Here is a 13,841-nt window from a genome sequence, read left to right on the forward strand (position 1 = left end):
CACCATGCCATGATCATCATGTGTCCGCAGACGAATCAGCAGCTCCCCTGCCCGGGGTGTCCTTCGTGATGCCGGTGCTCAACGAGCGCGCCTACCTCGAGCACGCGATCGCGTCGGTGCTCGCCCAGGACGTCGATGTGCCGACGGAGCTCGTCCTCGCTCTCGGCCCGTCGAACGACGGCACCACGGAGCTTGCCCGCCGACTCGCCGCGACGGACGACCGCATCAGACTGGTCGACAATCCGGCGGCTCACATCCCCGTGGGCTTGAACGCCGCAATCCGCGCGAGTCGATACGCGACGATTCTGCGCGTCGACGCGCACTCCGAACTCTCCCCCGGCTACGCAGCCCGCGCGCTGCAGACCCTGGAGCGCACCGAATCGGCCAACGTCGGCGGCGTCATGCATGCCGAAGGACGCACGCCCTTCCAGAAAGCGGTCGCCCGTCTCTACAACTCCCCTGTCGGGCTCGGTGGAGGGGCGTATCACGGGAGCTCACAAGAGGGCGAGGCCGAATCCGCCTATCTCGGTGTGATGCGCCGCGACGTTCTCGACGAGATCGGCCTGTTCGATGAGTCGATCCGGCGTGGCGAGGACTGGGAGCTCAACCTCCGCATCCGCCAGGCCGGCCACCGGGTCTGGTTCGACCCTGAACTGTCTGTCACGTACTGGCCGCGGGAGAGCTGGCTGCGCCTGGCACGGCAGTTCCGCGCCACCGGTGCGTGGCGCGGCGAGCTGGTGCGCCGGTTCGGGCGCCGCAACGGCATCCGCTACTTCGCTCCACCCGCGCTCGTCGTCGTGGTGGCGCTCGCCCTCGTCGCCGGGGTCCTGCAGCTGACGGGTGTGCTCAGCGGCGTCTTCTCGCTGATCGTGTCGCTCCTCGTGTACGGGCCGCTCGCACTGTACCTGCTGCTCGTGCTGGGCGTAGCGCTCGCGCCCGGTGGAGGGGGTGTGCGCCAGCGCCTGTGGACCCTGCTCGTGCTCCCGACGATGCACATCTCGTGGGGGCTCGGCTTCCTCGGCGGCGTCCTCCGCGGCGCTCGGGACACCGTCGACGCATCACGTCTGGGCACACGCAACACCCCGCTCCCCTGAGCACCCCTCTGCCCTGAGGCCGACCTCCTCCGGACTCAGCGCGTGACGAAGCCCAGATCCAGGATGCGGTCGACCACACGCTCGGCGGCATGACCGTCATCGCGGGAGTTGAACTGCTTGCGCCACGCCGCATAGCGCTCCGCATAAGCCGCCACGTGACCCTGATCGTCCAGGGCGGCAGTGAGTTCCTCCTGCGTCCGCACTAGCGGTCCGGGGGCCCTCTCCGCGAGATCGAAGTAGAAGCCTCGCAGCTGGCCACGATAGTGGTCGATGTCGGGAACCAGGAAGTATATGGGTTTTCCCGTGACGCTGAAGTCGAACATCACCGAGGAGTAGTCGGTGATCAGTGCGTCTGCGACGAGGAGCAGTCGCGCGGTCTCCGGATAGCCGGTGACGTCGATGACTCTCGCACCGGCGCGGTCCCGCCCCTGTTCCAGCGTGCGGGAGTGGCCGCGCACCAACACGACGGCATTCGCCTGCTGGGCGAGCAGTTCGGCATCGATGAAGTCGACCATCTCCGCTCTGTCATCACGCCAGGTCGGTGCGTAGAGGAGCACCCGCTCCTCGGCACCGATACCCAGCGCGCTGCGGACAGCGGCGGGATCGCCGGTGGTCAGCGCGTCGTTGCGTGGGTATCCCTCCACCCAGATCGGACGGCCGAAGAATGCATATGCCTTGCGGAGAATGCGCTCGGAGTAGGTGTTCTGAGCGAGAAGCACGTCCCACCGACGCGATTCCTTGACGACGGCAGCCATCCGCCGCGGATCGAAGCCGGGACGATGCAGCGCGAGCCGCTTCAACGGCGTGCCGTGCCAGGTCTGCAAGACCTTCTGTCCTGTCTTGCGGGCGAACCGACGGCGCAGCCAGTCATTGACCACCAGCAGGCGGGCGGCACCGCGCGCGTGCCACCATTGAGGGCTGCCTTCCACGACGGCGACGGCACCCTCTGGAACCTCGACAGAGAGATCGGCGACGCTCCAGTACCGACGTACCTCGGGGGCCCGTGCCGCGAGCTCACGGTCGATGGCCCGAGGATTGCAGCCGACGCTTCGTCCGTAGAAGCTCTCGAAGAACACGGCGTTCTCGGTCCCGCCCGCCTGCGCCACGTAGCGTTCTTCCAACGTCGAGCGCCCTTCTGCGGTCTCGTACACCGGGTCGATCGGCGCGGCGATGCGGACGACGCCGCCGTCCACAGCGACGCGCACGCCCTTGAGTACCACCGAGGCCAGTCGCACTTCATCGAGATCGACACCCGCGATCCGCAGCTCGTACCGCCCGGTCGGCAGCGGAAGCGATGGGCCGCCCCAGCGCGACGCCTGCAACGGGAACGTGGCCTTCCAGGTCTTGCCGCCGCCGCTGATGCGAGCATCGACGCGCGCTCGCGGTCCGACCAGTGCAGCCGCCGCCGGTCGCTGACCGGTCCCTGCGATGATCAGGGACTCCGCCTCGTCATCGATGCGGGCCGTTGTCATGCTGCTCCCTTCGGCGCGGGAATCCCCCGCGCACGGATGACCTGGTAGACGCGTTCGGTGTTGCGTCCGTCGCGATACGCGTGCATCTCCGCGCTGAGCGTAGCGGAACGGGACGACGCCGCGTCGTACGCACCATCGTCCGTGAACAGGGCTTCGAGTTGCGCGAGCACCTGCGACCAGTCACCGGCCGCGTCGGGGCCTGCGACATCGTCGAAGCGGCCGTAGAAACCACGTGTGCGGGCGTACTCCTCGGAGTCCGGCGCCAAGAAGAGCACCGGCATCCGCAGCAGACCGACGTCGTAGGCCAGTGAGGAGTAGTCGGTGACGAGCACGTCGACCGCTGCGAGCGCGGGAGTCACATCCGCGAGGAGTGCAGCGCTCAGTGCGCGCACTCGTCTACTCGGAAGCGGCGGCGCGTATGCCCCCTCCCCCAGCGGGTGCGAGCGCACCAGCAGGATCGCGTCGTTCTCCTCCAGCACACGAAGGATACGGATCCACTCTCCCGCGGTCGGGACCGCAGGGTCGGCGGCACCGTCTCGCCAGGTCGGCGCGTACAGGATCGTGCGCGTCGCCTCGGGGATCTCCCCCACGACACTTCGGAGCACGGTGGATGCTGCGTTCCGAGCCTCGGCGGCGGAACCGCGGGAGAGCACATCGACTCGAGGTTCGCCGGTCACGACCACACGATCGTCGCCGAGTCCGAACGCGGACTCCAGGCGGCCCCTCGCCCGGTGGGATGCCGCAGGAAGCACCCGGATCCGCTGGGCGGCCGCGCGATAGAGGACTCCGACCGCGCGGCGTAGCACCGTGGCGCCGGGAACATTCGGCACCTGGGTCGTCGCGGGCGAGTCCAAGCCGATCCGCTTCAACGGGATCCCATGCCAGAGCTGGACGACGAACCCGCCTCCGTTCGCGTAGCGGTTCACGTCACCGAGCCCATGGGTCACGACGAGCACGCCGGCCCGCGCGGTCGCCCACCACCCCCGCAGACCGCTCTTTCGGACGAAGCGGATGCCGAGGGCTGCAGCCTCGCGATCCTCGCGGTCGGAAGCCGTGAGCCAGAGGGTGTCATGCCCGGCCGATGACGCGTATCGCTGGAGAGCGAGGGCTCCATCACCGATTCCGGCACCGCAGCCGAACACCCAGCGCCGGCCACGCGGAAGGAGGAAGGTACCGATGCGCCCGACGGCATACAACGGGATCAGGAGCAGCTTGGCCGCATTGCCGGTGCCGAAAGAGAAGGACGCCACCCCGCGAGCCTATCGCGGGGTGGCGTCCTTCTCTGTGAGCGCGAAGGTCAGCCGGCGAGTTCGCCGAGCGTCACCTCGATGTCGTAGGACTTGCCGTCCCGGACGTAGGTGACCTTGGCGGTGCTGCCGGCTGCCGCCGCACGCACCTGGGCCGTGAGGTCGCTGGCACTGGTGATCGGAACCCCGTTGAATTCGGTGACGATGTCACCCTCCTTCAGGCCTCCTGCTGCCGCGGCGCCGCCATCCGTCGCCTTGGCGATGTACGCCCCGGAGACGGTCGCTCCCTGGACGCTCGATGCGTCCTGGACGGATGCGCCGAGCAGACCGTGTGTCGCGGCCCCGTCGGCGATGATCTCGTCGGAGACCCGCTTGGCGATGTTCGACGGAATGGCGAACCCGATACCGATCGAGCCCGATTCCTCGGAGCTGCCCGAACTCGCGATCGCCACGTTGATGCCGATCAGCTCACCCTTGCTGTTCACGAGGGCCCCACCCGAGTTGCCATGGTTGATCGCCGCATCCGTCTGGATGACTGCGATCGAGATGGAATCGGACGTCTGCTGGTTGCTGTTGCCCGGGATGTCGAACTGGAACGGCCCCTGGCCCTGGCCCTGGTCCGGCGCCTGCTGCTGGTCGGGGGCGTCCTCGGAGGACGAATCCGGCAGCGCGGAGGACGCGATCTGGATGCTCCGGTTCAGTGCGCTCACGATTCCGGTCGTCACCGAGTTCGCGAGTCCCAGCGGGGCACCGAGCGCGACCGCCGTGTCACCGACGTTGAGCTTCGACGAATCGGCGAACTCCATGGGCGTGAGGCCCTTGGCGTCCTTCAGCTTGATCACGGCGAGGTCGTAGATCGGGTCTGTGCCGACGACGGTCGCCTCGTAGATGCGCCCGTCCGAGGTGGTCACTCGGATGGTCGGGTCAGCGACCGCACCGCCGAGCGTGACGACGTGCGTGTTGGTGAGCACGTAGCCGTCATCGCTGATGATCACGCCGGATCCGCTGCCACCCTGGTCGGCGCCTGCCACCTCGATCGTGACGACCGACGGCAGTGCTGCGGTCGCGACAGCGGTGGTCTCATTGACCGAACCGGGGTTGTTCACCGTGACCGTCTGCGGGCCTTCGGCTGTGCCGGAGGAAGGACGATCCTGGAGTCCGCTGAGCAGCGCACCGCCGCCGAAGCCGGCGACACCGCCGACGAGGGCTGCCGCGACGATGAACGCGGCGAACTTCGCGCCCCCACGAGACTTCTGCTCTTTGGTCTTAGTACCGTCTGCCGATGCACCCATAGGTGCTCCGCCATCGAGTGGCTGGGTGGGCTGGGTGTAGGACGCCGCCGTGGGGATGCCGAAAGCAGCTCCCGGTGCGGTGGCCTGCGCGGGAGTGGTCGGTGCCGCGTAGCCGTTCGGTACGGGCGCGATCATGGGTGCGGCCGGTGCCTGCGACGTGAAGGTCGATGGCACCTCGTGTCCCTGCGCGGGCGCGGCGACGGCCGGCGCGGCGGGAGCCGGAGCGGTGGTGGCCGGTCCGGTGATGTCAGCGGCGTCAGGCGTAGCCGACTGAGCGGCGACCTCTGCAGCCTCGGTGGACGGCACGGCGTCGTTCGACGCGGATGCCGACTGGTCCTGAGTGTTGTCTTCGTTCATGGTGTGTGCTCCTTCAACGACCATTTCAGAATGACGCCTGTATCTGTGCGTTCTCTATGTCGAAGATGAGTTTCAGCTATGGCCTTAGCCTGTTCTTCATGAGTGTCATCCCCGGCGCCTGGCGGCGCACGGCAGCAGGTGCAGGCCTGCTCGCCTCAGACGGAACCGTCGCGCCCACCATCTTCGCAGAGATGTCGGCCGCAGCGGCCCGTACAGGTGCGATAAATCTCGGCCAGGGCTTCCCCGATGAGGATGGGCCGGCCGAGGTGTTGGAGGCAGCGCGCAGCGCGATCGCCAACGGCGCCAACCAGTACCCGCCAGGACGCGGCATCCCCGACCTGCTCGAGGCCATCAGCGCCCATCAGCATCGGTTCTACGGGCTCGACGTGGACCCGGCCAGCGAAGTGATCGTGACGGCAGGAGCTACCGAAGCGCTGACGGCGACCCTGCTCGCTCTCATCGATGGGCCGGAAGACGAGGTGGTCGTCTTCGAGCCGTACTACGACTCGTATGCCGCCGCCGTCGCATTGGCGGGTGCCCGTCTTCGCACCGTTCCCCTGCGCGCACCGGACTTCCAGCCTGATCTCGAACAGCTCGCTGCGAGCGTGACCGATCGCACGCGGATCATCCTGATCAACGATCCGCACAATCCCACGGGCGCGGTGTTCGGTCGTGGAGTGCTCGAAGAGGTCGTCCGACTGGCCGAGAAGCACGACGCGATCATCGTCACCGACGAGGTGTACGAGCACCTGGCCTTCGACTCGCCGCATACGCCGATCGCCACGCTGCCCGGAGCCGCCGAGCGCACGCTGACCATCTCCTCTGCCGGCAAGACCTTCTCCACGACCGGCTGGAAGATCGGCTGGGTCCATGGGCCTGCCGCGCTCATCACGGCCGTGCTCACGGTAAAGCAGTACCTCACGTACGTGAACGGATCCGCGTTCCAGCCCGCCATCGCCGTCGGACTGCGGATGGATGACTCCTACTTCACCGGCGCTGCGGCTGTGCTCGCCCGCAAGCACGAGATCCTCGGTGACGGGCTGCGTGCGGCCGGCTTCACCGTGCACGCCCCGCAGGGCGGCTACTTCACGGTCGCGGACGCGACCGCCCTCGGCGGAGCGGATGCTGCAGCCTTCTGCCGAGCCTTGCCGGAACGCGCAGGAGTGGTGGCGATCCCGCTGACCGCGTTCGTGTCAGAGTCGAACAGGCACGAATACTCGGGACTGGTGCGTTTCGCCGCCTGCAAGCGCGTCGACGTGCTCGAGGAAGCCGCCGTGCGCCTCGCACGGTTCTCCGTCTGAACTCGCGGCGATCGCGGCCTAGAGCTCGCGGGCGACGACGGCATATCGTCGCACACGCAGCGACGGGTTCGTCTCCCGCACCCGCTCGATGACCGATCTCTCGACGACCGCGACCGCGATCCCCGAGGCCGTCCCCACGCCCGCGAGCACGACGCCCTGAGGGTCGACGATCTGCGAATGCCCCACGCCGATCGGTGTCGGGTGGTCTGCGGCGACCACGTACACGGTGTTCTCGATCGCGCGCGCGGCGAGCAGCGTCGTCCAGTGGTGCTCCTTGAGAGGCCCCCTGACCCACTCGGCCGGCACGACCAGGACGTCGGCAGCAGCATCCACCAGTGAACGTCCGACCTCGGGGAAGCGCAGGTCGTAACAGGTCATGAGCCCGAAACGCAGACCGCCCAGCTCGAACGTCGCTGCCTCCCCCAACGCCCCGGCTTCCACCCAATCGGACTCGGTCTGCCCGAACGCGTCGTAGAGGTGCTGTTTGCGGTAGACCGCGAGGATTCCGTCGCCCCGCACCGCCACGACTGTGTTCCGCACCCGATGGCCCTCTGTTGCCCGTTCAGCGAGTCCCGCGACGATGACGACCGCGTAGTCGGCGGCCAGCGCGGTGAGGGTCGTGACGAACTCCCCGTCGAGGTCTTCGGCGTTCGCGGCCAGAGTGTCATCCATCGGGTCGACGAAGTAGCTCGAGTACTCCGGGAAGACGATCAGCTTCGCACCGCGCGCCACGGCATCCGCCGTGAGCTCCGCGATCCGCTCGCGGTTGTCGGCGCGGGAGGCCGTGGGCGCGAACTGGCATACGGCGACAGGAACGGCTGCAGTCTCGGACATACCCTCATCCTCTCGCATCGACACGCCCGGGACGTCACGCGGAGGCCCCCTCGATTCGCCCGACCTCGGAATCCGTGATAAGTTTCTTCTTGTGCCGCGGGGTGGAGCAGTTCGGTAGCTCGCCGGGCTCATAACCCGGAGGTCGCAGGTTCAAATCCTGTCCCCGCAACAAATGAAAGGCCCTCTGACTCGGAGAAATCCAGGTCAGGGGGCCTTTCGCTTTGAGCATCCGGCTACGACGGGCACGCATCGCACAATCGTGATCACGTCGTCGGAAGCCTGTAGCACCTCGGTCGTGGGCACCTGAGGCGCTTCTGCCGTGATGTCGATGGCCGACCTCGGCCATGGCCTCCTCCACCACGATCGGGGTGATCTGATCGGCGGGTGGGGACCCCGCGGACGGGACCTCGATGCGGTCGCCGGCGATGTAGCGGAGGAAGCCCGCAGCCATAGCCCACAGACGCGAACGGGCGCCCCCGGAGGGGCGCCCGTTCGGCTTTCTAGAGGAGGGTCACTTGCCCTCTGCGGCGTCCAATTCGAGCAGCTTCTGCACGGCTGCGGTCAGACGCTCATCGGCCTCGGCGAACTTGGCGAGGTCACCCGACTTCAGTGCCGTCTCGCGGTCGATCAGAGCAGCCTGCGCTGCGGACAGTGCGTCTGCCTGAGCATCCGTCGTCGGCGGCGTCGGCTCGGCCGGCACCTCACCGGTGTCGGGAACGACCGCATCCGGATCGGGTTCGACGCTGTCGTCACCACCGGTCGCACCGGAATCACCGCCGAAGAGCGTGTCGAGCGCCTCGGTGAGGGTGTTCTCGAAGGCGACACGATCACCGAAGGCGACGAGCACCTTCTGCAGTCGCGGCAGCTGCGTTCCTTCAGAGGACTGCACATACACGGGCTGCACATAGAGCAGACCGCCACCGACGGGCAGCGTCAGCAGATTGCCGTAGATCACCTCGGACTCACCCTGCTGGAGCAGGTTGAGCTGCGGGACGACCGAGGTATCGGAGTTGTAGGTGTTCTGCACCTGACCGGGACCTGGAACCGTGGTGTCGGTGTCGATCTCGAGCATGCGCAACTGGCCGTAGCCGTCTGCCTTCTTGCCCTTCTCCGAGCCCGCATCCGAATCGACCGCGAGATAGCCCATCAGCACGTCGCGGCTCCCACCCGCTCCCTGCGAGTTGGGGATGAAGGTCGAGAACATCGAGAACCGCGGAGTGTCCTGCCCCGGCATCTGCATGGTCAGGTAGTACGGCGGCTGCAGCATCGACTCGCTGCGCGGGTCGTTCGGCGTCTGCCAGCGGTTGTCCTGCTGGGCGAACGAGCCGGCCTTGTCGACGTGGTAGACGCCGAGGATGTCGCGCTGCACCTTGAACAGGTCGGTCGGGTAGCGCACGTGGCTCATGAGCTCGCCGGACATCTCGCTGATCGGCTCCACCGTCGACGGGTAGACCTTCTGCCAGGTCTTGAGCACCGGGTCCTCGGCATCCCAGGCATACAGCTTCACGGAACCGTCGTAGGCATCGACCGTCGCCTTGACCGAGTTGCGGATGTAGTTGATGTCGTCGATGGCGAGCGTCGGCGACGGGATGTTGGAGTCGGCGATCGCGTCAGACAGGCTCACGCTCGTCGAGTACGGGTACGTCTGGCTGGTCGTGTAGCCATCGATGATCCACACGATGCGGCCGTCCACCACGCTCGGGTACGGGTCGCTGTCGAGCTCGAGGTACGGTGCGACCTTCTGCACCCGAGTCTTCGGATCGCGGTCGTACAGGATCTGCGAGTCCTCGTTCACGAGGTTCGAGAACAGGATCTGCTCCGACTGGAACTTCAGCGCGTAGAGGAGCTTCGTGAAGGTGTCGCCGATCTTCGGACCGCCGTCTCCTTCGAACGTCGTCTTCGTCTCGCTCGAGCCGTCCTTGCCGCGCGGGTAGTCGATCTCCGCGGGCTCAGAGTCCTTGGGAGCGCCGACGATCGAGTACTCGGGCGAGTTCTCGCCGAAGTAGACGCGCGGCTCGAAGTTCTCACGATTGGAAAGGAACCCGGATGTGGGGATGCCGCGCTCGAGGAACACCGGCTCGCCGTCTGTGGTGCGCTGGTTGCCCGCTGCTGCCACGAGGCCGTAGCCGTGCGTGTAGACCGCGACGCGGTTGTTCCAGTTGTCGCCGTCACCGAGACCCGACATGTCGAGGTCGCGCACGGACACCACGGTGTCCTGCATCTTCCCGTCGATCTCGTAGCGGTCGACGTCCATCGTCGTCTGGAACTGGTAGTACCCGCGGTACTGCTCGAGCTGGCGGACCGTCGGCGGGATGACCTTCGGGTCCATGATGCGTGTGGACGCGGTGGTCTCGGCGTCGGCGCGCAGCTGACCGGCCTCGGCGTCCGTCTTTGCAGCGAACGGCGTGGTCTCGAGGTCTGCGACCCCGTACGCCTCTTTCGTGCCGTCGATGTTCCGCTGGTAGTACTCGGCCTGATAGGCGTTCTGGTTCGGCTTCACCTGGAAGGTGGTGACCACCCACGGGTATCCGACACCGACGACGAGCGAGGCGACGATCAGCAGCGCGGTCGCGGCCAGCGGGAAGCGCCAGCGGCCGATGACGGCCGTGACGAAGAAGAGGATCGCCACGACAGCGGCGATGATCGCGAGGATCGCGAGGCCGGGGATCGTCGCGTTGACACCCGTGTACGCCGCACCGGTGATGCGGTCGTCGGGCTCGACGAGGGTCTTGTACTGGTCGAGCCACAGGCTCGCCGCCTGCACGAGCAGGTAGAGACCTGCGATGACCGCGAGCTGGATGCGCGCAGGCTTGGAGATGCGCAGTTCACCCTGCCCGATACGCACGGAGCCGTAGAGGTACGACACGAGAGCGGTGACCAGGAGCGAGAGCAGGAGCACCGCCGAGACGAACGCGAGCAGGATCGTGTAGAACGGCATCGCGAACATGTAGAAGCCGGTGTCGATGCCGAACTGCGGGTCGACCGAGGAGGTCGCCACGCCGTTGGCCCAGAGCCAGACCGTCTTCCACTGCCCTGCGGCCGCGAAGCCGGCGAACAGTCCGAAGAAGATCGGCATGCCCCACATCGCCAGGCGACGCAGCGGTTCGATGACCTCCTGGTACCGGTCCAGCTGCGAGCTGAGCCGCACGTACACGGGACGGAGCCGGTACGCGAGCTGGATGACGACGAACAGCGGGACGGCCATACCGAGGAAGCCCACCACGAACATCACCGCCGTGGCGATCCACTGCGTCGTGAGGACACCGGTGAAGCCCACCTGGTCGAACCAGAGGAATTCTGTGTACAGGGAGGCGAACACGAAGAACACCGCGATCAATGCGGCGATGATCACCAGAGAAATACCGAGAATACGTCGGGACGTTCGAGGCGTGGCCGGATTCGGGGCTGAGGGAGAGGTCACCCGTCCATCCTAGGCAACGCTCACTGTGCACGGGCTGTCATCCCGGTCACGGCGCGGTCACGGTGGCGCTCGGAGAATCAGCTCCCGGTGCTCTCGCAACTCGGCAGCGTGGCGACGTCGCCGCCGTCGGCGATGACCTCGAGCGCAGCCAGCGACTCGTCGAGCGTCGCGGTGCGGATCACCTGGAGACCGTCGGGCACATGCCCGACGACCTCATCGCAGTTGGCCGCAGGGGCGAGGAAGTACTCGGCCCCGGCATCTCGCGCTCCGTACAGCTTCTGCCGGATGCCGCCGATGGGACCGACAGTGCCGGCCGCATCGATCGTCCCGGTGCCCGCGATGTCCTTCCCGCCGTTGAGCTCGCCTTCGGTCAGGGTGTCGATGATTCCGAGCGCGAACATCATCCCGGCGCTGGGGCCGCCGACGTTGTCGAGCTGGATCGTCACATCGATCTCGAAGTCGTAGTCGGTGCGGAGCGTGATGCCGATGAGCCAGGCGGTGGCGTCGCCCTCGGTGCGCTTCTCCGGCGTGATCTCGACGGTCTGCTCCGCACCATCGCGCTGCACGGTGAGCACCACGGGGTCTCCCCCGGAATCCTGGATGGCCTGGCGCAGCTGCGTGGCGGAAGTCACCGACGTGCCGTCGATCGCGGTGATCACGTCGTCGGCTTCAAGGATGCCGGAGGCCGGTGAGTCGGCGAGCGCTTCGACGACGACGACCTGGGCGCCGGTGTCGTACCCGAGCTCGTTCAACGCGGCCGCGGTTGCCTCGTGCTGCGAATCGACCATCAGCGTGGCATTGCGCTCGTCACGCTGCTCGCTGGTCACCCCCGCCGGGAACACCGAGTCGAGCGGGACGACCGCCTTGGACGAATCCGTCCACGCCAGCGCGAGCTCGAACCAGCTGGGGGTGCGCTCACGATTGCCGACGACCTGGACAGTGGTGAGGTCGAGCGTACCGGCGGTCTCGAACGTCTCGGTGCCTTCCACGCTGATGAGCGGGACCTGCTCGCCGTCTGCGCCTTCCGCGGTGCCGAGGGTGTCGTACACCGGCCCCGGGCGCTGGATCACGTAGGGCGACGGCAGGAACGTCAGCACGACCAGGGCGATGAGCGCGACGACCAGCGCCCAGACTCCGAGTCCGAGCTTCCCAGACCGCGTTCGATCCACAGCATTCCTCCGTCGTTCGCGAGCGGCGTACACCGATCTGCCCGCATCGGGTTCGCGCGCAGAAACCTGTGACTAGCGTAGAGGCCACGGCAACAGATGTGCTGAGAGGGCGAGCGACATGGCAGACAACGACCCGACACCCGAGGACTTCCAGGAGTTCCTGCGGAAGATGCTCGCGAACCAGAGCGGCGGGGACATCGATCCCGAGGCGCTCCGGGGCGCGTTCGAAGGAATGGACGGCTTCACACTCGACCCGGCGATGATGCAGACGATCATGTCGCAGCTCCAGGGCGCCTTTGGAGGCGACCCCTGGGACAACGCGCTGCGCCAGGCTCTGTTCATCGCCAACCGCGACGGACAGGGCGTGACCGACGGGTCGCGCACATCACTCGCCGACTCCTTCGCCCTCGCGAACCTGTGGCTGGGCGAGGCGACGACCATCTCCGAGCTCTCCGAGGCCCCGACCGCGATGACCCGAGGCGAGTGGGTAGAGAAGACCCTGCCGGTGTGGAAGGAGATCGCCGACCCCGTGTCGACGAGCATCGCCGACGCCCTGACCTCGGCGCTGGACACCCAGGTGCCCGAAGAGATGCGCAGCGTCGTCCAGGGCGCGGGCAAGCTGATGCGGGGCCTGGGCGGCTCCGTGTTCGCCGCGCAGTTCGGACAGGTGCTCGGCAACCTCTCACTCGAGGTGGTGTCCGGCGGCGACGTCGGCATTCCCGTGCTCCCGGCGGGGACCGCGGCGATCATCCCCCAGAACCTGACGGCATTCGGCGAGGGTCTCGAGATCCCCGAAGACCAGATCGCGCTCTACCTCGCCACCCGCGAGCTCGCCTATGCGCGTCTCTACCGCCATGCGAAGTGGCTGCACCTGCACGTGATGGCGCAGATCACCGACTTCGCACGCGGAGTGACCGTCGACGTGGACGCCCTCGAAGACGTGGCAAGTCGCCTCGACCCCTCGGACCCCGAGGAACTGCGTGCGGCCATCGAGGGCGGGGCACTGCTCCCCGTGCAGAGCGAGGCACAGCGTGAGGCGCTCACCCGGCTCGAGAACCTCATCGCGACGATCGACGGCTGGGTGGACGTGGTCACCGCCCAGGCGACCTCACGCCTCCCCGACGGCGCCCGCATCGCAGAGGCAGCCCGACGTCGACGTGCCGTTGGCGGACCTGCCGAGGACGCGCTCGGCGCGCTGGTGGGCCTAAAGCTCCGACCGCGGCGTATGCGCGAGGCCTCGGCCATGTGGCAGGCCGTGACGGATGCCGTCGGCATCAGCGGACGCGATTCACTCTGGGACTACCCCGACCTCATGCCGACCGCCGAAGACATCGACGATCCGAGCTCACTGGTGGCGCGCCTGCAAGCCGCAGAACGCGGCGAACAGCCTGTTGCCGACGAATTCGATGAGGCGCTCGCCCGCCTGCTCGACGGCGATGACTTCGCGCAGGACAAGCCGGCAGACGGCACGACCGACGAGAACGAGGATGGTGGCGACGCCGCACCCGAGGGAGACCGACCGGTCTGAACCGGGCGGCCGACCGCGCCTGATCCGTGGACATCCGCACCTCTCCTCCCCCGTTGCGGGGACGGGGTCGAGTTGTCCACGGATGCCTCCTTCCGGCCCCGTACACCCGACATCCCCTCCAGAATC

The 13,841-nt window shown here is 67.3% G+C and carries 9 protein-coding genes and 1 tRNA gene; 4 read left to right on the plus strand and 6 right to left on the minus strand.

Features of this window, described 5'->3' with window-relative positions; translation table 11 throughout:
* Positions 1-68: 68 nt before the first annotated feature.
* On the plus strand, positions 69-1,094 hold the full coding sequence (locus CQ040_RS13685; RefSeq protein ID WP_374954133.1) for a glycosyltransferase family 2 protein: 1,026 nt from the start codon (positions 69-71) through the stop codon (positions 1,092-1,094).
* A gap of 35 nt (positions 1,095-1,129) precedes the next feature.
* Here the strand turns inward: CQ040_RS13685 and CQ040_RS13690 are convergent, their stop codons facing one another.
* From CQ040_RS13690 to CQ040_RS13700, 3 genes are read right to left on the minus strand one after another with little or no spacing between them, the layout of a single operon-like run.
* The gene (locus CQ040_RS13690; RefSeq protein WP_105526899.1) at positions 1,130-2,566 is read right to left on the minus strand and encodes a CDP-glycerol glycerophosphotransferase family protein; all 1,437 of its coding nucleotides are present in this window, start codon (positions 2,564-2,566) and stop codon (positions 1,130-1,132) included.
* The gene (locus CQ040_RS13695; protein WP_105526900.1) at positions 2,563-3,816 is read right to left on the minus strand and encodes a CDP-glycerol glycerophosphotransferase family protein; all 1,254 of its coding nucleotides are present in this window, start codon (positions 3,814-3,816) and stop codon (positions 2,563-2,565) included. The genes CQ040_RS13690 and CQ040_RS13695 overlap by 4 nt, the downstream gene beginning before the upstream one ends.
* Positions 3,817-3,863: 47 nt before the next feature.
* The gene (locus tag CQ040_RS13700) at positions 3,864-5,462 is read right to left on the minus strand and encodes a S1C family serine protease (RefSeq protein WP_258131367.1); all 1,599 of its coding nucleotides are present in this window, start codon (positions 5,460-5,462) and stop codon (positions 3,864-3,866) included.
* Positions 5,463-5,560: 98 nt separating this feature from the next.
* Between CQ040_RS13700 and CQ040_RS13705 the strand changes: the two genes are divergently transcribed.
* A complete protein-coding gene (locus CQ040_RS13705) occupies positions 5,561-6,763 on the plus strand; it encodes an aminotransferase class I/II-fold pyridoxal phosphate-dependent enzyme (protein ID WP_105526902.1) in 1,203 nt (400 codons plus the stop codon).
* An 18-nt stretch (positions 6,764-6,781) separates the two neighbouring features.
* On the opposite strand, the gene CQ040_RS13710 is transcribed toward CQ040_RS13705, so the two are convergent.
* A complete protein-coding gene (locus CQ040_RS13710; protein ID WP_105526903.1) occupies positions 6,782-7,597 on the minus strand; it encodes a carbon-nitrogen hydrolase family protein in 816 nt (271 codons plus the stop codon).
* A gap of 95 nt (positions 7,598-7,692) precedes the next feature.
* Between CQ040_RS13710 and CQ040_RS13715 the strand changes: the two genes are divergently transcribed.
* Positions 7,693-7,766, plus strand: a tRNA-Met gene (locus tag CQ040_RS13715).
* Positions 7,767-8,108: 342 nt separating this feature from the next.
* Here CQ040_RS13715 and CQ040_RS13720 read toward each other — a convergent pair.
* Both CQ040_RS13720 and CQ040_RS13725 read right to left on the minus strand, forming a co-directional pair.
* Entirely contained in the window at positions 8,109-11,018 is a 2,910-nt protein-coding gene (locus tag CQ040_RS13720) for a UPF0182 family protein (protein WP_105526904.1), read from the minus strand.
* Positions 11,019-11,095: 77 nt separating this feature from the next.
* Positions 11,096-12,187 (minus strand): PDZ domain-containing protein, encoded by a 1,092-nt coding sequence (locus tag CQ040_RS13725; protein ID WP_105526905.1) that lies wholly within the window; start codon positions 12,185-12,187, stop codon positions 11,096-11,098.
* A gap of 118 nt (positions 12,188-12,305) precedes the next feature.
* Here CQ040_RS13725 and CQ040_RS13730 point away from each other — a divergent pair, with 118 nt between their 5' ends.
* Entirely contained in the window at positions 12,306-13,715 is a 1,410-nt protein-coding gene (locus CQ040_RS13730; RefSeq protein WP_105526906.1) for a zinc-dependent metalloprotease, read from the plus strand.
* Positions 13,716-13,841: the final 126 nt, after the last annotated feature.

Origin of the sequence: Microbacterium sp. MYb54 (assembly GCF_002979515.1) — a bacterium.
In the GTDB taxonomy this organism is placed as follows: domain Bacteria; phylum Actinomycetota; class Actinomycetes; order Actinomycetales; family Microbacteriaceae; genus Microbacterium.

Excerpts from the sequence above, each read along its gene's own strand:
- CQ040_RS13705 (WP_105526902.1), top strand. The coding sequence starts at position 5,561 with ATGAGTGTCATCCCCGGCGCCTGGCGGCGCACGGCAGCAGGTGCAGGC.
- CQ040_RS13710 (WP_105526903.1), bottom strand. The coding sequence starts at position 7,597 with ATGTCCGAGACTGCAGCCGTTCCTGTCGCCGTATGCCAGTTCGCGCCC.
- CQ040_RS13685 (WP_374954133.1), top strand. The coding sequence starts at position 69 with ATGCCGGTGCTCAACGAGCGCGCCTACCTCGAGCACGCGATCGCGTCG.
- CQ040_RS13730 (WP_105526906.1), top strand. The coding sequence starts at position 12,306 with ATGGCAGACAACGACCCGACACCCGAGGACTTCCAGGAGTTCCTGCGG.
- CQ040_RS13690 (WP_105526899.1), bottom strand. The coding sequence starts at position 2,566 with ATGACAACGGCCCGCATCGATGACGAGGCGGAGTCCCTGATCATCGCA.
- CQ040_RS13700 (WP_258131367.1), bottom strand. The coding sequence starts at position 5,462 with ATGAACGAAGACAACACTCAGGACCAGTCGGCATCCGCGTCGAACGAC.